This window comes from Bradyrhizobium sp. USDA 10063 (assembly GCF_054063735.1).
Window position 1 is genome coordinate 377,113 of sequence record NZ_JBSSGP010000002.1, and the last position, 19,598, is coordinate 396,710.

The following is a 19,598-nucleotide window of genomic DNA, read 5'->3' on the forward strand; positions in this document are numbered from 1 at the left end:
GGCATCGGCATGTTGTTTGACGATTCAAATTCTGTCGCCTTCCATGACCAGCCGATCACGCAGTTGCTGGTCAAGGTGGCCGCGCGATGCAACATCGACTGCTCCTATTGCTACTGGTTCCGCGACGCGGCGGTCTACGATAAGCCGAAGCTGATGAGTACGGACGTGCTGCATCAGTTGTTGCAGCGCATCGAAGAACACGTCGCGCGATACTCGCTGGTCGATTTTCCCATCGTTCTGCACGGCGGCGAGCCCCTGCTGTGGGGGGTCGAGAATTTCCACCGTTTTGCCGAGGCCTGCGAGGGCATTTCATCCCGAACGGGCTGCGACATTCCGATCGCGGTCACAACCAACGGCGTGTTGATCGATGACGAATGGCTGAACTGCTTCGAGACGCGCAACATCTCGGTGGCCATCAGTCTCGATGGACCGGCACATATTCACGACCTTCACCGTCGTACGTTTCAGGGGACGGGCACCCACGCGGCGGTGGAGCGCGCCGCCCGCATGCTGGTATCACGCGACATCTGCGTAAGCGCTTTGGCCGTCTGCAATCCCGCTTATCCCCCGGAGCAGTATGTCGAGTTTTTCGCCGCCTGCGGAATTGCCAACTACGACATCATGATCCCCGATGCGACGGTGGATGAGAAACCGCCATCCATCGCTTCGTTCTACAACGGGCTGTTCGACCTGTGGCTGGCGGCAAATCGCGCAGCGCCGACCGCCAATATCCGCATTATATCCGACATGATCACCGCCCTGCTTGGCAACAATTCGCCGACCGAGGGCGTCGGCCACAAGCCCATCGAGCTTTGCACCGTAATGACTGATGGCACTGTGGAAGCGCACGATGTGTTGCGGATCGCAGGCGATGGCTTCACGCAAACCAGGTTCAACATCTTCGATCATGCGATCGACGAGGTCAGGAACGAGCCTCGCTGGAAAGCCGCGCGCGATGCTTCAATCAATCTTTGCGAGAAGTGTCGGCAGTGCAAGTTCATGAACGCCTGCGGAGGGGGGTATCTTCCGCATCGTTTCTCCAAGGCAAATGGCTACGACAATCCTTCGGTATATTGCGACGATCTCTATTCGATGCTGGAGAACATGCAATCCGTCTTGGAGCGCCATCTTTACGTCAGCAAGCCAGGTGGCGAACGCGTTAACGTGAGCGACGCGTCGACGCGCGCTTAGCAGTTGTAGCGGCGGCTCGAAGGGAGCCGCACGCTGCCAATTTGTCGTCACCACCAGCCGTAAGTGTAGCCGGGATAGGAGTAGTAGTAGCCCGGATAGCCCCGATACGAGTTGTAGGTCGGATAGCCCCAGTACGAATTATAGGTGGGATAGCCCCAGTACAGGGGGTAGGCGTAACCCCGACGCACCCAATAGCGCACCTGTGTAGTCATAGCTGGCGCCGCCGCCTTGATCGACATGCCATTGATCGGCGCAGCAGACGATTTGGCCGTGGCGGCCACTGCGAGAGGACCAGCAACTGCGAGTGCAAGCACCAGCCTGCCAACTTGAATCTTCATTGGAAACTCCTATTCGTGTTAAAGGTGACTGCTCACCAGGCAAGGATGATGGGGGCAGGATGCCTACAGAATAATTTCGGCCATCTGGAATTGCGTTACGCGGGTAACGACCGATTCGTTGTTGCGCACTCAGGTCTGGTGGCGGCATGAAGCCAGGTCCCACAACCCGCCACTCGATCGAAACTGCACAGACGCGTCATGTCGCTTCTTGGTCCCGAGCAGCGTGTTTCTGGACCGTCTACTTCTGCGCCGCTAACGGCCTTCAGCGGACGCAGATCAAGACAAGTGGTTTATTGATCGGCGCCCTTGAGCATGATCCGGAAAAGTGGAGACCGGTTTTCCGAAAAGATCATGCTCAAACAAGAGCTAAAGCGGGATGACGATTCGAAGAAAAGTCATCACGCTCGAGTGCAGCAGTCTGTACTGGATGATCTAGGCGGCGGCGTTGGCGAGATAGCCGAGCAATGCAAGGGCGCTGATGCGCCGGACGTATCAGAAGAACTGGATCTTCGCCAACGCCATCGCGGCGACGCTGGCCGCCGAATTCCAGCCGGAACGGAGCATTGAGCATCGAGAGGATCCCACCCTGATCGGTTTAGGGATCAACTATTTGACCTTCATCAAGTGCAAGGGGGGCGGTACAGTTAGATTGACGAATATCAGAACTGGGATTTGCGATGCTGAAACGAATTTTGGTCCTGCTTGGCGAGACACCATCCTCTGTATCAGCGCGGCATTTTGCGTTCGGCTTGGCACGACGGACGGAAGCTGACCTGACGGGATTGGCCGGTATCGATCTGACTTACATCGAAGCTCCGATGCTTGGAGGGATCGGCGTTGCAGCCTACCAAGTCGACCTGGAGGAGCAGCTCAAGACACAAGCGAGTAACATCCGGCGGCGCTTACGCGGCACATTCGAGGTGGAATGTCGGGATCATAATATTTCTTTTGAGTGGCTGTCATTCGAAGGCGATCCCGTAGGGACGCTATATTTGGCATCCGAGGCCAGGGACTTGGTGATCACCGGTCACGATACGGCCTTCTGCGGCAACGTTCGTGAGCAATTGTCGGAGGTTCTCGCCAAGTTGTTGCTGGTAACCCCGCGGCCGGTGATTGTTTGCCCGGACGAGCTAGCCACCGATAGTGATATATTGATCGCCTATGATGGCAGCATCCCCGCGATGCGTGCCGTCCAAATGTTTGTGCTGCTCGGAATTGGTGCAGGAAGACGCATCTCTGTGACATCGATTGACGAAACTCAGGAGCTGGCTGCGCGCAGAACCGCCGGTGCCGCCGAATACCTTCGCAGCCATGGACTTGAAGCCGAAGCCCATCCCATCGCGACCAGAATTCATCCGGCAGAGGTCATCAGGCTCGAGATCGCCGAGCGGAAGATCGGGACGCTTGTTATGGGATCCTATGGGCATCGCGGTTTTCGAACCGCTCTGTTTGGCTCGACGACTAACGCATTAGTCGAAACGCCGCCCTGCGCACTCTTCGTCTATCACTGACATACCATGACGTTCGGGACATGAACGTCATGGTATTAACGCTCCTGCCTTGGCTGAAGTTCGCGTTTTGCATCATCCTGATCGGCTTTGCCGGCCCGGCGCTGATACGTAACGGCGACGTCATCGCGCGCATAACCGGGCTATCTCAATCGTGGATCGGCCTCGTCCTGCTCGCAACAGCCACGTCCCTTCCCGAACTGTTTACGGGCATCAGCGCAGTAACGGCTGCGGACACACCCAACATCGCGGTCGGCGACGCGCTCGGGAGCTGCATCTTCAATCTGCTGATGCTGGTACTGCTGGATGAACTAGCTCGCGATGAGCCGATGTACCGGCGCATTGACCAAGGTCACATCCTCACAGCCGGTTTCGGCGTGATCCTGATCGGCTCGGTTGGCGCGTTCCTGTTGCTCGGCCACAATAGCGTCAGCTTCCAGCTCCTGCACATCAGTGGCTATACCCCATTCATCATCGTGATTTACCTCGTCGCAATGCGAGCGACCTTCGTCTATGAGCATCGTGCCAGGCCGCCAGATGCTTTCAAAGCGGAGGCCAATATCACCTTGCGCGTCGCGGCTCTCCGCTACGCCGGCGCAGCCGGCGTGATCGCTGTAGCCGGCGCGTGGCTGCCGTTTGTCGGACAGGAACTGGCAGAAGTGACAGGCTGGAAGGCGACTTTCATCGGCACGCTGCTCATTGCCGGAGCCACCTCGGTGCCAGAACTGGTGGTAACTGTCAGTGCGTTACGGCTCGGCGCCGTCGATATGGCCATCGGTAACCTGCTCGGCAGCAATCTCTTCGATGTTCTGATCCTGGCGGCCGATGACATCGCCTACACCAAGGGTCCTCTGCTAGGAGCGGTTTCGCCTGCTCACGCCATCACCGCGTTTGCCGCCGTGATCATGTCGGGTATCTTCATCGTTGCCATGCTGTACAAGCCGCAGACACGCGTGCGCGGAGTAATCGGCTGGGTCAGTCTGGCGCTGCTCCTGGTCTATCTGTTCAGCTCGTACGCCGTCTACCTGCACGGCCACTAGCGGCCGTTCGCAAGCAGGGGTGATGCTGAAGCATCGTTCGAGACGTATCGCCAATAACCCGAGCCCGCTGACATGCGGATGATGATGCGCCCGCGGAAGCTTGCACAGGCTGCGCCGCGTCATGCTATAGAGGGTCTAGCTGTTGCCAAAAGAGCGCCGTCCGGGATTTCGAGGATGGTCATATCGCGCATTTTCGAAGATGGAGCGAGCAGGTATGGGTCTTCTTTCCAGCTTCGGCCAATGGCGAGCGGAACGCGTTCGCGTGCCTGCCCTGTGGCTGGCTCTTTCGTTGGCTGCCGTAACAGGTCTCGCGTCGCATTTTCTGCAACGAGCATGAACCGAATGCGAGTTGGCCGCTATTTTTTGACCGGTATCTTGGTCGCTCTCTTATCTCCCTCGGAGGCGCTCGCCGCCACGCTCGACGGCGCCAATATGCGTCTCGGCTGGGCAGTACCCTTTGCCGGCATGCTTTTATCGATTGCATTGTTTCCCCTCGCTGCGCCGCATTTCTGGGAACACCATCAGGGCAAGATAGCGGCGGCTTGGGGTGCCCTGACTGCGATCCCGCTCGCGCTCTCGATCGGATGGGTCGAAGCCACGCATGCGCTGGTGCATACCGCACTGCTGGAATACATTCCCTTTATCCTTCTGCTCCTGGCGCTCTTCACGGTTGCCGGCGGAATCGTTCTGCGGGGCAACCTGCACGGCTCACCTGCTTCGAACACCGCACTACTTGCGCTGGGAGCTCTCCTTGCAAGCGTGATCGGCACTACCGGAGCATCCATGGTGATGATTCGTCCGGTCATCCGGGCGCAATGACGACCGTCGGCACAATGCACATGTCGTCGTGTTCTTCATCTTCCTGGTCTCGAACATCGGTGGCTCGCTGACGCCGTTGGGTGATCCGCCCCTTTTTCTCGGCTTTCTGCGGGGTGTCGATTTCTTCTGGACGACGAGGCATCTGGCAGCAGAGACGGCATTTGCCGCGGCAGCTCTGCTGGTCATCTTCTTCTGCATTGATGCATATCTTTATCGCAAGGAGGGACGCATCAAGCCGGATCCGACGCCTGACAATCCATTGCGGATCAGTGGCGGCATCAACTTTGTGCTTATGGCTGTCATTATCGCAGCTATTCTCCTCGGTGCGTCCTTGAAACTCGGGAGCTTTGAAGTTTTAGGCACGCATGTGGCAGTGGAGAATGTGCTGCGTGATGCTGTCATGGTTTGCGTGGTGTTCATCTCTCTTGCACTGACCCCGAGGCGAGACCACGAAGCCAACGGCTTTTCGTGGGGGCCGATCGTCGAAGTGGCAAAGCTCTTCGCCGCGATCTTCGTCACCATCATTCCGGTCCTCGCAATGTTGAGCGCGGGACGTTCCGGCGTATTTGGACCGCTCGTAGCCATGGTTACGGACGCCGATGGTGTTCCAAATAATGTCGCCTATTTCTGGCTCACCGGTCTCCTTTCATCCTTTCTGGACAATGCTCCGACCTACTTGGTTTTTTTCGAGCTCGCCGGCGGCGATCCGCAGCAGTTGATGACGAACGGGGCCTTGACGCTTGCGGCAATCTCTGCGGGCGCAGTGTTCATGGGTGCCAATTCATACATCGGCAATGCGCCAAACTTCATGGTCTATGCCATTGCCAAGAAGAGCGGCGTCCGCATGCCAAGCTTCTTCGGCTATATGGCTTGGTCTGCAATGTTGCTGCTGCCCACCTTTGCGCTCGTCACGTTGGTTTTCTTCCGGTGAGCGTCAGGGCTGCTATCGACACGACGACGCAGTAGTCGCGAACGTCGATGCCACGCGCTGCATCTCACGCTGCAGAAGACAGCAGCGCCGATCAGTTCTTCGGCTGTCCGAAGTCCAGCGGCGGGAGGTCGATCTGTGGGATCTCGATCTTGACCGAGTCCGGATCGACGGTCGACGCCGCGCCCTTGTAGTGCATCACCATCGCCGGGAACAGGATGACCAGCCCCACCATGATGATCTGGATCACGACGAACGGCACCGCGCCCCAATAGATCTGGCCCGTTGTCACCGGATCCATGCGCTTGCCGGTGACACGATCGATGAAGGATTCCTTCGGGGCCACCGAACGCAGATAGAACAGCGCGAAGCCGAACGGCGGATGCATGAACGAGGTCTGCATGTTGACGCCGAGGATCACGCCGAACCAGATCAGGTCGATCCCGAGCTTCTCGGCGGCAGGCCCCAGCAGCGGGATCACGATGAAGGCGAGCTCGAAGAAATCGAGGAAGAAGGCGAGGACGAAGACGATGGCGTTGACGACGATCAGGAACCCGACCTGGCCGCCGGGAAGCGAGGTCAGGAGATGCTCGACCCATACATGGCCGTTGACGCCATAGAAGGTCAGCGAGAACACGCGGGCGCCGACCAGGATGAACACCACGAAGGCCGACAGTTTCGCGGTCGATTCCGCGGCCTGCCGGATCAGATCCCAGCTCAACCGGCGCTTCATGGCGCCGAGAATGATCGCGCCCGCCGCGCCCATCGCGCCGCCTTCGGTCGGTGTGGCAAGGCCGATGAAGATGGTGCCAAGCACCAGGAAGATCAGGAACAGCGGCGGGACCATCACGAACGTGGTCTGCTGCGCCATCGCCGAAAGGAAGCGGAAGCCTGTGACCTTGTCGATGATCCAATTAAGGACGGCGACGAAGAAGGCGAACAGGATGCCGTAGAGCATGCTGAGCACGACGTAGTCGGCGCCAGCCACGGTGGAGCCCCGCATCATGAACCAGCCGAACACGCAGCTCGCGAGGAACAGCACGCCGAGCGACCACAGGCCGCGGCTGCCGTTCTTTTCACGGAAGCCGATGGCCTCCGGAGGAAGGCCGGGTGCCGCCTTGGGGAACAACACCGTGACCAGGAAGGCGTAGCCGGCGTAAAGACCGGCAAGCACGAGTCCCGGAATGAACGCGCCTTCGTACATGTCGCCGACCGACTTGCCGAGCTGGTCGGCCATCACGATCAGCACCAGCGAAGGAGGGATGATCTGGGCCAGCGTGCCAGAGGCGGCGATAACGCCGCTCGCGACCCGCCGGTCGTAGCCGTAACGCAGCATGATCGGCAGTGAGATCAATCCCATCGAGATCACGGAGGCGGCGACGACACCGGTCGTGGCGGCGAGCAGCGCGCCGACGAAAATGACAGCGTAGGCGAGGCCGCCACGAACGGTACCGAACAACTGGCCGATGGTGTCGAGCAGGTCCTCGGCCATGCCGGATCGTTCGAGCACCAGTCCCATGAAGGTGAAGAAGGGAATTGCCAGCAGCGTATCGTTGTTCATCACTCCGTAGACGCGCTCGGGCAGCGCCTGCAGGAAGTCGGGGTGGAATTGTCCAAGCTCGATGCCAACGACAGCGAAGATGAGCCCGACGGCGCCGAGCGAAAAGGCTGCGGGATAGCCGAGCAGGAGCGTGACGACCAGCGCCGCGAACATGATCGGCGCCATATTGTCGATAAGAAAAGCTGTCATCCAAAATCCCCTGCGATCGCTGCGATCAGCGCTTTTCGATCGCCTCAACGAGCTGTTCGACTTCGGCTTCGATGGCAGTCACCTGCGTGTCGTGCGGATCCGGAATAAGGTCGCGCATCACGGCGATGCGCTTGATCAGCTCGGATATCCCCTGGACAAACAGAAAAGCGAATCCGATGACGATCAGCGACTTGGTCGGCCACTGCGGCAGGCCGCCGGCATTTCCCGATTGCTCATTGAGCTCGTAGGACCGCATGAAGAACGGGCCGCCGGTGATGATCATGACGATGCAGAGCGGCATCAGGAAAAACGCGTGACCGATGACGTCGATGATGTTGCGTACCTTCTTGGGCAGCGTGTTGTTGATGATGTCGATCCGGATGTGCTCGTTGTCGAGCAACGTCCAGGGCGAGCACAGGAGGAACACGATGCTGAACAGCACCCATTGAAGCTCGAGCCAGGAGTTGGACGACGTATCAAGCGTCTTGCGGACGATGGCGTTGACCGCCGAGATGATGACGGCGACCAGGATCAGCCATGCCAGGCGCTTGCCGGTCCAGCGCGTGAACGCGTCAATGCCTCGGCTCAATTTCAAGAGCGATTGCAACCGGTCATCCTCCCCGCTTTGGGGCTTCAGCAGTCTTGACTGCGCCTGCCAGGCGCAGCGGCTTATCCAGCCAAGCTAGCGTGAAGCCCGCCGCACCAAACCAGCGGCCGGAGCCGGCGTCAATCGGAAGTTTGTTGATATTGAAGGAGAATTGGCGGTGCGGTAAGCGCGACCGCCGGTTCTGCGTCGGCTATTCTCATCAGAAAGCCGACGGCTGACACCCCCGATGGTCTCCACCTGCGTTGACATGGGACCAAATTCAACGACTCGCTCCGTGGAGCGTTGATCGTGTCGAGATCGGATTCATGAACGTGAAGAACGGCGCCGGCCCTCAGCCGCCGGTGACGCTCATATGCCGGCTGACGCTGGGGCGGTTATGGCGGCGGTCGATGATGAAATCGTGCCCCTTCGGCTTCAATCCGATGGCGCGGTCGATCGTGGCGGACAACAGCTCGTTGTCTGCCGACGCCCGCAGCGGTTTGCGCAAATCGGAGGCATCCTCGTGGCCCAGGCAGGTGTGCAGCGTGCCGGTGCAGGTGATGCGCACGCGGTTGCAGGATTCGCAGAAATTGTGGGTCATCGGCGTGATGAAGCCGAGCTTGCCGCCGGTCTCGCTGACCCGGACATAGCGGGCAGGGCCGCCGGTGCTCTCGTCGAGGTCGGTCAGCGTGAACTGCTTTTCCAGCCGGGCGCGGAGAAGCGACAGCGGCACATACTGATCGATGCGGCCGGCGCCGATGTCGCCCATCGGCATCACCTCGATCAGGGTCAGTCCCATGCCTTTGCCGTGCGCCCACTCCATCAGCGAGGGGATCTCGTCCTCGTTCATGTTCTTGAGCGCCACCGCGTTGATCTTGACCGCGAGCCCGGCGGCCTGCGCCGCCTCGATGCCGGCCAGCACCTTGTCGATGTCGCCCCAGCGCGTGATCGCGCGGAATTTGTCGGCATCGAGCGTGTCGAGCGAGACGTTGATGCGGCGCACGCCGCAATCGGCGAGCTCGCCGGCGAAGCGCGCGAGCTGCGAGCCGTTGGTTGTCAGGGTCAATTCATCGAGCGCGCCGCTCCCAAGATGCCGCGACAGCGAGCGCACCAGCGACATCACGTTGCGCCGCACCAGCGGCTCGCCGCCGGTGAGGCGGAGCTTGCGCACGCCCTTGGCGATGAAGGCCGAGCACAGCCGGTCGAGCTCTTCCAGCGTCAGGAGATCGGCCTTCGGCAGGAAGGTCATGTCCTCCGACATGCAGTAGAAGCAGCGCAGGTCGCAGCGATCGGTGACGGAGACGCGCAGGTAGCGGATCGTCCGGCCGAACGGATCGGTCATCGGACGGAACAGGGATTCGGAGGAGGGAAGCGAAATCGCGTTCATTCACACGCCTTGCTCAGCGGAGCCGGACGAAAGGGAAGTGGCGCTCCGCTAGCACAATCTAGGCAGCTTGCCACCGTCCGACAATGCGTTCTGCAAAGGGTGCAGTGCGAACGTGAAAATCAGTTCTGCGCCGGTGCGTTCGGATCGGGGAACGGCGAGCCGGCGGTCGCGGCAGGTTCGGCTGCCGGAGCGGCCGCGGCCGGCTTCGGCCGTTTCGGCCGCGGCTTGCGCGCTTTCGGCGGCGGAGCGGCAGGCTTCAGTTCCGCGACCACCGGATTTGGATCGACTACGGTCGATGCCGGAGTGGTGAGGTCGCCGGGGTTGCGGACAACGGTGACCGGAACCGTAGCCGGCTCGTACTTCGGCAGGTTGAAGGTGACGGAGAAGCCGCTGTCAGGCGCGGCCACCGAGACCGTGCAAGGCGTCTTGCAGCCCGGTCCGACCGAGGTCACCGCGTCCGCGCCCGGAGGCGTCGATTCGAGCTGGACCTGGACCGGCGCAGGCGCTGACTTGAACGAATCCCAAGAAAAAGACGAACAGCCCGCCAGGCTTGCCCCGGCGACGGCAATCGCGATGACACGACGCATATTGATCCACACCTAACTGTGGCTGAGAGCCACAATCCCCGGCCGGACCATAGGAGCGTCGAAACTGCGGCGCAACGGCGCAGGGCGGATTCGCTAAGCGATGGTTAATAAGAAGCCGCAGTGTTGCAGAAAAGCAACGTAATCTCAGTAGGTTAGGAGATATTCACAGCCTTGGCGAGGCTGTCGACAGCGGCTGGCAGCTCGCGCATATGGCCGATCAGCCGGTCCGGCTTCAATTCGGCGATAGGTATGTCGGTATAGCCGAACTCGACCCCGATCACCGGGATACCCGCCCGCCGTGCGACCCCGACATCCGGCCCGGCATCGCCGACCATCACTGCGGAGGACAACTGTCCGCCCGCCTGCGCCACCGTCTGCCGAAGGATCGCCGGATCCGGTTTCGAGACCCCGAAGGTGTCAGCCCCGCAGATCGCCGCAAACCGCCCGCTGAGGCCAAGCTCATCGAGCAACAGCCTGGACAGGAATTCGAGCTTGTTGGTGCAGACCGCAAAGCGGAACCCCTGCGCGGCGAGCTCGTCCAGCGCGGTTTCCAGGCCTTCGAACGGGCGCGATTCATTGGCGATATGGGCGGCGTAATAGTCGATGAAATCCTTGGTCAGCCGGCTGATGTCGTCCGTGCTGGCGTGGCGGCTTTCGAGTTCGAGCGCGCGCTCGATCAGTCTGCGCGCGCCGGCGCCGATCATGGTGCGCGCCATTCGCAGCGGCACGGGCGGCAAGCCCTCGCGGTCCAGCACGTGATTGAGCGCGCTGATCAGGTCGGGCGCGGTATCGACGAGGGTACCGTCGAGATCGAAAACGACAATGCCGGGAGAGTTCATCGTCCTTTGGCTATCGTTTCCGACGCCGTCATGCAAGAGAAGAGGGCGGGCGAACACAAGGGAGGGCGCCGATGCGCGAACTTGGCGGCAGAACAGCCTTTGTCACGGGCGGAGCCAGCGGCATCGGCCTTGCGCTCGGTCGTGCGTTCGCAGAGGCCGGCATGAAGGTGATGCTCGCCGATATCGAGGCGGCGGCGCTGGAGCGTGCCGTCAAAAGCCTGGCTGAGTTCGGCCCAAGCGTCAGAGGCACGATCTGCGATGTCGCCGATCCCGCCAGCGTCGAGGACGCCGCCGGCGCCGCGTTCGACGCCTTCGGCAACGTCCACATTCTCTGCAACAACGCCGGCGTCGCGGCGCCCGGTGGCATCGACGCGATCTCGCTCGAGAGCTGGCGCTGGGTGATCGATGTCAACCTGATGGGCGTGGTGCACGGCATCGCAAGCTTCCTGCCGCACATGCGCAAGCACGGCGAGGGCGGACACATCGTCAACACCGCGTCGATGGCCGGGATGAACGCCGGCCTCGGCTTCAGCCCGTACTCCGCAACGAAATTCGCGGTCGTGAGCATGTCCGAGGGACTGGCCGTGCGGCTCGAGCCGCTCGGGATCGGCGTCAGCGTGCTGTGTCCGAGCTTCGTGCGGACCCGTATCGGCGAGAGCGGACGCAACCGGCCTCCACGCTACGGTCCGGGACCCGCGCTCGATCCCGAGAGCCCGGCGGCCGCCATCTTCGCCGAGCTCGCGCGGCAAATCGAGGCCGGTATCGATCCGGCCGACGTCGCCGCACGCGTGCTTGCCGCCATACGGGAAGACCGCCTCTATGTATTCACCCATCCCGGCATGCGGGCCGAGGTCGAGCCGCGGTTTGCCGCCATCCTGACCGCGATGGACGAGGTCTCCGGTTAATCTTCCAGTTTAGGACGAAGCGTGTCGTCGCCCGAAGAAAGCGTGGAAAAACAGCACGCTGGCGGGCGATTCTGATCGAATATTAAAACTGCAGCGCGCCGCCGCATCAGGCGCTATTGGCGCTGTCCCTGCGCGCAAAAGGGGGCTAGATATGCGCCCGCCGGAGCGGGGATGGGGCCGCTCCCAAGCCTTGAGAAACTAGTCCCGCTCGCAAGTCCTGGGAAATCGTCGCACGTGGACATGGACGGATTGAAACGACAGGCCGCGGCGCGCGCCCTCGCAGAGGTGCGCGACGGCATGAAGCTCGGGCTCGGCACCGGCTCCACCGCCAAGCATTTCGTCGATTTGCTCGGCGAGAAGGTTCGCTCTGGCATGAAGGTCGTGGGCGTGCCGACCTCGGAGGCGACCCGCGCGCAGGCGGAGGCCTGCGGCATTGCCCTGACCACGCTCGACGACATCGACCACCTCGATCTCACCGTCGATGGTGCCGACGAGGTCGATCCCGCGCTCAACCTGATCAAGGGCGGCGGCGGCGCGCTGCTCCGCGAGAAGATCGTCGCGGCCGCATCCGATCGCATGATCGTGATCGCCGACGACAGCAAATGGGTTGATGCGCTCGGCCGTTTCCCGCTGCCGATCGAGGTGGTCCCGTTCGGGCTCGCGGCGACCAAGGCGGCGATCGCGAAGGCCTTTACGGAGGCCGGCGTCGCCGGGCAGATGGTGCTGCGGACGGCCAAAGACGGCCACGTTTTTGTCACCGATGGCGGCCACTGGATTGTCGACGCTCACCTTGGACGGATAGGAGATGCGCCGCGCCTGGCCGGGCTGCTGAGCGTGATCCCCGGCATTGTCGAGCATGGGTTGTTCATCGGTCTCGCCGGCACGGTCGTGCTGGCGGGCGCGCAGGGAATTCGCGTTGTTGAGCGGCGCTGACGCCGTAAATTCTGGGAGACTTGTAATGACGAGCTTTGTACGGATTTTGTCGGCTGCCGGCCTGGCCTTGGGCGTGGCCTTGACCGCCGTATCGGTGAGCGCGCAGCAGCAGAAGGCGCCGGCTCCCGCACCGGCGCCTGCGTTGAAGGAAGGCACGCCCGCGGCGATCGCCGCCGCCAAGGAAATCCTCAAGATGAAGAACGCGAGCGCGATGTACGCCAACGCCGTTCCCAACATCGTGCTGCAGACCAAGGAAAGCCTGCTGCAGTCCAACCTCAACTACCAGAAGGACCTCAACGAGGTTGCCGCGATCGTCGCCAAGAACCTGGCCGGCCGCGAGCAGGAGATCGGCGACGGCATGGCCAAGGTCTATGCCAACGAATTCACCGAGCAGGAACTGAAGGACCTCGTCACCTTCTACAAGTCGCCGCTGGGCCAGAAGCTGCTCGCCAGCGAGCCCCGGGCAATCCAGTTCTCGATGTCCTATATGAACCAGTGGGCGCAGCAGTTCGCCGAGATTGTGAACGCCCAGTTCCGGGCCGAGATGCGCAAGCGCGGCAAGGAGATTTGATTCTCAAGAGCATGATCCGGAAAAGTGGAAACCGGTTTTCCGAAAAGATCATGCTCAAACGAGATAGTGTAGGACATAGGTGCCATGGCTGATTACGACGTCGATCTGTTCGTCATCGGGGGCGGTTCGGGAGGGGTTCGCGCCGCCCGCATCGCCGCCGGCCATGGCGCCAAGGTCATGGTCGCCGAAGAGTACCGCATGGGCGGCACCTGCGTGATCCGCGGCTGCGTGCCGAAAAAACTGTTCGTGATGGGTTCGCACGTGCAGCAGGAGATCGAGGATGCCGCCGGCTTCGGCTGGACAATCCCGCAGGCCTCGTTCGACTGGCCGACGCTCGTCGCCAACAAGGACAAGGAGATCGCGCGGCTGGAGGCGGCCTATACTACCAATGTCGAGAAATCCGGCGCGCATATCGTCAAGACGCGCGCCGTCTTCGAGGACGCGCACACGCTGCGTCTTGCGACCGGCGAGACGGTCAAGGCCAACTACGTGCTGATCGCGACCGGCGGCGCGCCGAACCATGGGGCCGAGATCCCCGGCCTGGAGCACGTGATCTCGTCCAACGAGGCATTTCACCTGCCCGAATTGCCGAGGCGCATCGTGATCCAGGGCGGCGGCTACATCGCGCTGGAATTCGCGGGCATTTTCGCCGGCTTCGGCTCCGACGTCACCGTGATCTACCGCGGCGACAACATCCTGCGCGGCTTCGACGAGGATGTCCGGGAGCACGTCCGTGCCGAGATGGAGAAGCGCGGCATCACAATCCTGACCGGCTGCACCGTCACCAAGGTCGACCGCCACGGCAAGGAATTCACCACGCATCTGTCGAACGGCTCGAGCCTCGCCTCCGAAAAAGTGATGTTCGCGATCGGGCGGCATCCGAATGTCGCCAATCTCGGCCTGGAGAAGGCGGGCGTCGCGATCAACCCGAACAACGGCGGCATCGCGGTCGATGCCTGGTCGAAAAGCTCGGTGTCGAACATCTACGCCATCGGCGACGTCACCCATCGCCACAATCTGACGCCGGTCGCGATCCGCGAGGGCCACGCCTTTGCCGACACCGTGTTCGGCAAGCGCCCGGTCCAGGTCGATCACACCAACATTCCGACCGCGGTGTTCTCGCAGCCGGAGGTCGGCACGGTGGGTCTGACGGAGACCGAAGCGCGCGCGCGAGTGAGCCACGTCGACATCTACAAGACCAGTTTCCGCCCCATCAAGGCGACGATGTCGGGCCGCGACACCCGCGTTTTGATGAAGCTCGTGGTCGACGGCGTGAGCGACCGCGTGCTCGGCTGCCACATCGTCGGCGACTGCGCCGCCGAGATCATCCAGGTGGTCGCGATCGCAGTGAAGATGAAAGCGACCAAGGCCGATTTCGACGCGACCTTCGCGTTGCATCCGACCGCTGCCGAAGAACTGGTCACGATGCGCACGCCGACCGCGCGCTACGTGAGACAAGCCGCCGAGTAGGGCCGTAGAGCGGGTTGGCGAAGCGTAACTCGCCATCTGCCTACCGATAAGCGTCACTGCACAAAACTGCGCACCGCCCATAACCCCACGAACAGCGCGCTGATTGAGCAGGCGAACGACACGGCCACATAAAACAGCGTCAAGCCAAGTTCGCCGCGTTCATAAAGCAGGGCCGTATCGAGCGAGAACGAGGAGAAGGTGGTGAAGCCACCGAGAATGCCTGTAGTCAGGAACAAGCGCCAAGCCTGCGTGGCTTCGCCCCGGAACGCGAAATAGCCGGCAAGCAAGCCCATCACCAGCGAACCGACCACGTTGACCGTGAGCGTTCCGTACGGGAAGCCGGTGCCGAACGTGCGTGCGGTGGAGAGATTGACGCCATGGCGCAATGCACCGCCGATGCCGGCGCCGACGAAGACAAGAATGTAACCTAGCATGTACTTTGCCGCCTCTTTCCGTTTCGAGGCAGCAAAAACCCGCTGACAGCGGGTTCATCCATGCTCCCGCCGCAGCGAGGCTTGCCGCCTCACTCAGCAGGAGTCATCAGCCCACGACGGGCGGGTATCGGGGGACTCCATCCCCATCTGTCGCTGCAAGCTAACACATGATGGACGACGGTCAAAGAATCAAACCGGCCGCTCAGGACTCGCTGTGTTTGCGGGCCGGACGTAACGCGAGCAAGGCAAGGAATGCCGATAGCGAGGCGAGGGCGCTGACCCACAGCGCGCCGGCACCGATATGCTCCACCATCAAGCCCACGGTGAGCGGCGCTAGCGCTCCCGTCGCGCGTGCGGGCAGAGAAATCAGGCCGACACGCTTTCCAAAACCCTTCGGTCCGAACAGGGCGAGCGGCAATGTACCGCGCGCGATCGTGATGATGCCGTTCCCTGCGCCATAGAACATCGCAAAGAGCGGTGCGAGCACAGGACCGCCGAGAGTGAGGATTGCGACGCCGAGTGGATTCATCAACGTCGCGAGCCGCGCGGACAACAGCGGATGATAGCGCGCCAGCCATCCCGCTTCGATGATGCGTGCCCCGACCTGGGCGGGCCCCACCAACGTTCCGGCAAGCAGTGCGGCGGCCGGCGTTGCGCCCAATTGCACCAGAATGGTCGGCAGAAGTGCCGAAAGGCCCGAACTGACAAATCCCGAGGCGGCGAACATGTAGGCCAGCGCCACCATTGCAAACGTCTCGCTCTGACCGGATCCGTTGTCTGCATGCGGCTGCGCGGCGTCGATGTGCGCAAGCGCTTTCGGGCGCGGCAGGGAAAGGTTGAGCGGCAGCGCCAATCCGATGTGGACAAGAGCCCAGATCTGGCAGGCCGCCCGCCAACCCAATTCGGAATCAAGCCAGGTCGAAATGGGCCACCCGACAGTGCTGGCGAAACCCGCGATCAGGGTGATGCCGGTGATCGGCCGCCGCGCCGCGGCACCGTAAATGCGCGTCAGCGTGGCAAAGGCGGCCTCATACAGGCCCATTCCCATGGCGATTCCGAGAACGATCCATGCCGCGATCAGGACGGTCGGTCCGCCGGCCAGCGAAAGCAGCAGCAGGCCGCTCGCAAAGACGAGATTCGAGATCGCCAGCAATCCACGACCGCCGAACGTATCGATGGCATGACCGACGCGCGGTCCGAGCAGGCCGGAGATGACGAGCCCGCCCGACAGTGCCCCAAACACGTAGGCGGGCTCCAGCGACAGGTCACGGGCGATCGGCGCTGCCAGAATGGCGGGAAGGTAGTAGCTCGACGCCCACGCAATGGTCTGCGTGGTGCCGAGCGCGATGATGACCGGCAGCGAGCCGGCGTGAGCTTGCTTCATGAACAGCCGCAACCGGAATCGCCCGACTGCCGGGCGGTCTCGTCAGCGGCGCAGCAGGCGGATGCATCTGTTCTTGCGGGACCACCGCAACAACCGCCATCCTTCACTGAGGCCGAAACATTGCAGACGCCGGTTTCCGGAAGCACCAGCTCGACGCGGCGTGCAGCCTGGATGTCGCCCGCAAGCTCGGCCGCGATCGACCGAACCTGCTCATAGCCGGTCAGCATCAGGAACGTCGGGGCTCGCCCATAGGACTTCATCCCGGCGATGTAGAAGCCGGGTTCGGGCTGTGCCAGCTCGAGCGCACCATGCGGGCGCACGGTTCCGCAGCTATGCTCATTCGGATCAATCAGCGGCGCCAGCGCGGGCGGGCAATCGAGCGCGGGATCCAGTGAAAGCCGCAATTCGCTGAGAAAGCCGAGGTCGGGACGAAAGCCCGTTGCGACAATCAGTTCATCTACAACGAGCGATCGGCCGCAGCAGGCGGAGCCGGCGCCGATGCGAAGCCCGTCCTCCGTCATCGTCAAATGCGTAACGCGGAAGGCGGGCTCGACGCGCACGTTTCCCCGCTGCACGAGGTCGGCAAACATGCTTCCCAGCGCGCCGCGCGCCTGGAGCTTGTCGTTGGTGCCGCCACCGAAGGATTTTGCCGGATCATCGCCGCGTAGCAGCCAGAAGACTTCGGTGCCCGGAGCCGATTGGGCCAGCGTGACAAGATCGACCAAGGTGCCGATGGCCGAATGTCCGGCTCCCAGCACGGCGACGCGCTTGGATGCGTACCGTGCTCGTTGCGGGCCGAGAACGTCGGGCATGCCATAGGCGATCCGGGTGGAGGCTTCGCTTTCACCGATCGCGGGGAGGCCGTTGGCACCCGCAGGGTTGGGTGACCGCCAGGTGCCGGAAGCATCGATCACCGCATCGGCACGCAGCGTCTTGTCGCCAGCGCCGTTTCGGTAGCGAAGCTCGAAGGGGGCATTGCCGCGGCCCCTGGTCTTCACCTTGTCGAACCCGACGCGACTGATCCCGGTCACGCGCGCGGACATGCGGATGTGCTCTTGAAGAATTGTCCTGGAGGCGAGGGGCTGCAGATATCGCTCCACCAGTTCGCCGCCCGTCGGATAGGCCTGCGGATCCGGCGAATTCCAGCCAGTCGGCTCCAGCAGGCGGCGCGCGGCCTCATCGATATTGTATTGCCACGGCGAGAACAGCTTTACATGCGACCATTGCCGTACGGCATCTCCAGCCTCACTTCCGGCCTCCAGCACCGTGGGTGTCATGCCGCGCTCGATCATGTGCGCGGCCGCGGCGAGTCCGACGGGACCGGCTCCGATGATCGCGACCGTCTTTCCTGCGCTCATTTTTCTGTTCCTATCTTTCTAGAATTATCGAATGATCAGGCAAAAAAATCAGGTCGCTGTCTGCGCCTCTTTGCATTGGTTCTCTTCGGCGCAGCACTCGGCCACGAGGAAATCCACCAGGCCCCGCATCGTGTCATATTCGGCGTGGCACACTAGCGTCGTGCCCTCGCGCACCTGAGAGATCAGGCCTACGGACACGAGTGCCTTGACGTGGTGCGACAAGGTCGACGCTGGAATCTTGAGCCGCTCCTGCAAGCGCCCGACTGGCATGCCGGCATGTCCGGCACGGACCAGCACTCTATAGATCCTAAGTCTGGTCGGATTGCCCAGGGCTTCCAGTCGCTGAGCTGCAGTTTCAATCTTCATGGATCGAACTATGCGCATGCTTTCGCGTGGAATGCAACCATATTTCTAGAATGTTAGAAATAGGGATAAGGTTGGCCGGCTGTCAACTCAGGCTGGCCTTAACAGCAATTGTCGTTTTGCTGAACGGGCGGGCAGGGGACCGATCCATAGGAGCAGAATACGCAGCAGTCGCCACTTTTAGGCTTCAGCCGAGTTCCACAACCTTTGCAATCGTAGAAGAATCGGCAGGCGTCGGTCGGCATGGTTTCTACCGAGACGTGACGACAGACCGGGCAGGTAATGATTGATTCCGTCTGCATGGTCAGTTTCCAGAATGCGACATGCCTTTCGTATTCTACGGAGAATCGACTAGGAAAACACGCTAATTAATTCGACCAAACGTTTTCAAACTCGTACACTACAATTCTCGTTGTAAGGTGCACGGCGCGGGCGATGCGGCCGCGAGGCCCGGAACCTTATAAGCCGCCCCCCATGGCAACTCCGCCTTCGCCGCTGCGCCTGCGCGCGTGCCGAAGCTCGTTTCAAGCGCTCAAGAGAACCTTTGTGAAGCTCGGCGATTAGGCGAACGAGGAAGCCCCTCAAAACCCGCGGAGAGTTCCATGCAAGTCCAGGAAATGATCAGTCGGCACCCACGCGCCCAAGGCCAGGGCGATGGCCTGCTCGTGCGCTGCATCGAGCAGTGTTATTCCTGCGCCCAGATCTGCACCTCCTGCGCCGACGCCTGCCTCGCGGAGGACATGGTCAAGTCGTTGACGCAATGCATCCGCCTCAACCTCGATTGCGCCGACGTCTGCAATATCACCGGCAGGATGGCCACGCGTCAGACCGGCTGGGATGACGAAATGATCCGCCGCATGCTGCACACTTGCACGGCGGCTTGCCGGCTCTGTGCCGACGAATGCCAGAAGCATGCGGGCGAGCACGAGCATTGCCGCATCTGCGCCGACGCCTGCCGCCGCTGCATGCAGGCCTGCGAAGAGGCCGGGCGCAGCATGGCGCATTGAGGGAGTTGGCAAATCACGCGAAAGTCTCGCGGCTTGGCGGCTAAGACATTCGTTGCTGCAACCGCCGGTTCCAGAATTAACCTGAAACCGCAGCATCAAGCTTAATTCCGGTATTGTGCTGCGGCCGGGAAATCTTGGCACTAGGTTGCGGTATGTCCAACCGCAACCGCCGCAATGAGCCGCCACCGCCGCCCTGGATC

20 protein-coding genes, 1 pseudogene and 1 riboswitch are annotated in these 19,598 nt (G+C 61.7%); of the genes and pseudogenes, 10 read left to right on the plus strand and 11 right to left on the minus strand.

Annotation, left to right across the window (positions count from 1 at the left end; genetic code table 11):
* Positions 1 to 9 precede the first annotated feature (9 nt).
* Entirely contained in the window at positions 10 to 1,191 is a 1,182-nt protein-coding gene (locus ACVJGD_RS03615) for a radical SAM protein (RefSeq protein WP_456633073.1), read from the plus strand.
* Between the two features lie 47 nt (positions 1,192 to 1,238).
* Here the strand turns inward: ACVJGD_RS03615 and ACVJGD_RS03620 are convergent, their stop codons facing one another.
* A complete protein-coding gene (locus ACVJGD_RS03620; RefSeq protein ID WP_456633074.1) occupies positions 1,239 to 1,529 on the minus strand; it encodes a hypothetical protein in 291 nt (96 codons plus the stop codon).
* Between the two features lie 306 nt (positions 1,530 to 1,835).
* Between ACVJGD_RS03620 and ACVJGD_RS03625 the strand changes: the two genes are divergently transcribed.
* From ACVJGD_RS03625 to ACVJGD_RS03640, 4 genes and pseudogenes are all read left to right on the plus strand, one after another.
* On the plus strand, positions 1,836 to 2,096 hold the full coding sequence (locus tag ACVJGD_RS03625; RefSeq protein WP_456633075.1) for a hypothetical protein: 261 nt from the start codon (positions 1,836 to 1,838) through the stop codon (positions 2,094 to 2,096).
* Positions 2,097 to 2,206: 110 nt separating this feature from the next.
* Complete coding sequence (locus ACVJGD_RS03630; RefSeq protein WP_456633076.1) at positions 2,207 to 3,040, plus strand: universal stress protein; 834 nt, start codon at positions 2,207 to 2,209, stop codon at positions 3,038 to 3,040.
* Positions 3,041 to 3,060: 20 nt separating this feature from the next.
* Entirely contained in the window at positions 3,061 to 4,077 is a 1,017-nt protein-coding gene (locus ACVJGD_RS03635; RefSeq protein ID WP_456633077.1) for a sodium:calcium antiporter, read from the plus strand.
* Positions 4,078 to 4,419: 342 nt separating this feature from the next.
* Positions 4,420 to 5,827 (plus strand): annotated as a pseudogene (locus tag ACVJGD_RS03640) (sodium:proton antiporter).
* A 91-nt stretch (positions 5,828 to 5,918) separates the two neighbouring features.
* Here ACVJGD_RS03640 and ACVJGD_RS03645 read toward each other — a convergent pair.
* The 5 genes from ACVJGD_RS03645 to gph all read right to left on the minus strand — a co-directional run bounded on the left by ACVJGD_RS03645 (position 5,919) and on the right by gph (position 10,973).
* The gene (locus ACVJGD_RS03645) at positions 5,919 to 7,574 is read right to left on the minus strand and encodes a TRAP transporter large permease (protein ID WP_456633078.1); all 1,656 of its coding nucleotides are present in this window, start codon (positions 7,572 to 7,574) and stop codon (positions 5,919 to 5,921) included.
* A gap of 25 nt (positions 7,575 to 7,599) precedes the next feature.
* Positions 7,600 to 8,181: a TRAP transporter small permease subunit gene (locus ACVJGD_RS03650; protein ID WP_456633079.1), complete on the minus strand. Its 582-nt coding sequence runs from the start codon at positions 8,179 to 8,181 to the stop codon at positions 7,600 to 7,602.
* Between the two features lie 331 nt (positions 8,182 to 8,512).
* Complete coding sequence (gene moaA, locus ACVJGD_RS03655) at positions 8,513 to 9,547, minus strand: GTP 3',8-cyclase MoaA (RefSeq protein ID WP_456633080.1); 1,035 nt, start codon at positions 9,545 to 9,547, stop codon at positions 8,513 to 8,515.
* A gap of 119 nt (positions 9,548 to 9,666) precedes the next feature.
* Positions 9,667 to 10,134 (minus strand): hypothetical protein, encoded by a 468-nt coding sequence (locus tag ACVJGD_RS03660; RefSeq protein ID WP_456633081.1) that lies wholly within the window; start codon positions 10,132 to 10,134, stop codon positions 9,667 to 9,669.
* 152 nt (positions 10,135 to 10,286) lie between these two features.
* Positions 10,287 to 10,973, minus strand: coding sequence for a phosphoglycolate phosphatase (gph, locus tag ACVJGD_RS03665; RefSeq protein ID WP_456633082.1), 687 nt, complete (start codon positions 10,971 to 10,973; stop codon positions 10,287 to 10,289).
* Positions 10,974 to 11,044: 71 nt separating this feature from the next.
* Here gph and ACVJGD_RS03670 point away from each other — a divergent pair, with 71 nt between their 5' ends.
* From ACVJGD_RS03670 to gor, 4 genes are all read left to right on the plus strand, one after another.
* The gene (locus ACVJGD_RS03670) at positions 11,045 to 11,878 is read left to right on the plus strand and encodes an SDR family NAD(P)-dependent oxidoreductase (protein WP_456633083.1); all 834 of its coding nucleotides are present in this window, start codon (positions 11,045 to 11,047) and stop codon (positions 11,876 to 11,878) included.
* A gap of 234 nt (positions 11,879 to 12,112) precedes the next feature.
* On the plus strand, positions 12,113 to 12,811 hold the full coding sequence (gene rpiA, locus ACVJGD_RS03675; RefSeq protein WP_456633084.1) for a ribose-5-phosphate isomerase RpiA: 699 nt from the start codon (positions 12,113 to 12,115) through the stop codon (positions 12,809 to 12,811).
* 25 nt (positions 12,812 to 12,836) lie between these two features.
* Positions 12,837 to 13,382, plus strand: coding sequence for a DUF2059 domain-containing protein (locus ACVJGD_RS03680; protein WP_456633085.1), 546 nt, complete (start codon positions 12,837 to 12,839; stop codon positions 13,380 to 13,382).
* An 84-nt stretch (positions 13,383 to 13,466) separates the two neighbouring features.
* Positions 13,467 to 14,852, plus strand: coding sequence for a glutathione-disulfide reductase (gene gor / locus ACVJGD_RS03685; protein ID WP_456633086.1), 1,386 nt, complete (start codon positions 13,467 to 13,469; stop codon positions 14,850 to 14,852).
* A 53-nt stretch (positions 14,853 to 14,905) separates the two neighbouring features.
* Here gor and crcB read toward each other — a convergent pair whose 3' ends face one another.
* From crcB to ACVJGD_RS03710, 5 genes are all read right to left on the minus strand, one after another.
* Positions 14,906 to 15,286 carry a fluoride efflux transporter CrcB gene (gene crcB, locus ACVJGD_RS03690; protein ID WP_456633087.1) on the minus strand — a complete coding sequence of 127 codons (381 nt, stop codon included), beginning with the start codon at positions 15,284 to 15,286 and terminating at the stop codon, positions 14,906 to 14,908.
* Positions 15,287 to 15,376: 90 nt separating this feature from the next.
* A riboswitch (Fluoride riboswitch) is annotated at positions 15,377 to 15,440 on the minus strand.
* A 48-nt stretch (positions 15,441 to 15,488) separates the two neighbouring features.
* Positions 15,489 to 16,670 (minus strand): MFS transporter, encoded by a 1,182-nt coding sequence (locus ACVJGD_RS03695; RefSeq protein ID WP_456633088.1) that lies wholly within the window; start codon positions 16,668 to 16,670, stop codon positions 15,489 to 15,491.
* The gene (locus ACVJGD_RS03700; protein ID WP_456633089.1) at positions 16,667 to 18,028 is read right to left on the minus strand and encodes an NAD(P)-binding domain-containing protein; all 1,362 of its coding nucleotides are present in this window, start codon (positions 18,026 to 18,028) and stop codon (positions 16,667 to 16,669) included. Before ACVJGD_RS03700 ends, ACVJGD_RS03695 begins: the two co-directional genes overlap by 4 nt.
* Before the next feature lie 48 nt (positions 18,029 to 18,076).
* The gene (locus ACVJGD_RS03705; RefSeq protein WP_456633090.1) at positions 18,077 to 18,394 is read right to left on the minus strand and encodes an ArsR/SmtB family transcription factor; all 318 of its coding nucleotides are present in this window, start codon (positions 18,392 to 18,394) and stop codon (positions 18,077 to 18,079) included.
* A gap of 98 nt (positions 18,395 to 18,492) precedes the next feature.
* Positions 18,493 to 18,693 (minus strand): GDCCVxC domain-containing (seleno)protein, encoded by a 201-nt coding sequence (locus ACVJGD_RS03710; RefSeq protein ID WP_456633091.1) that lies wholly within the window; start codon positions 18,691 to 18,693, stop codon positions 18,493 to 18,495.
* 300 nt (positions 18,694 to 18,993) lie between these two features.
* On the opposite strand from ACVJGD_RS03710, the gene ACVJGD_RS03715 reads away from it, so the two are divergent.
* Complete coding sequence (locus ACVJGD_RS03715; RefSeq protein WP_456633092.1) at positions 18,994 to 19,398, plus strand: four-helix bundle copper-binding protein; 405 nt, start codon at positions 18,994 to 18,996, stop codon at positions 19,396 to 19,398.
* Positions 19,399 to 19,598 lie beyond the last annotated feature (200 nt).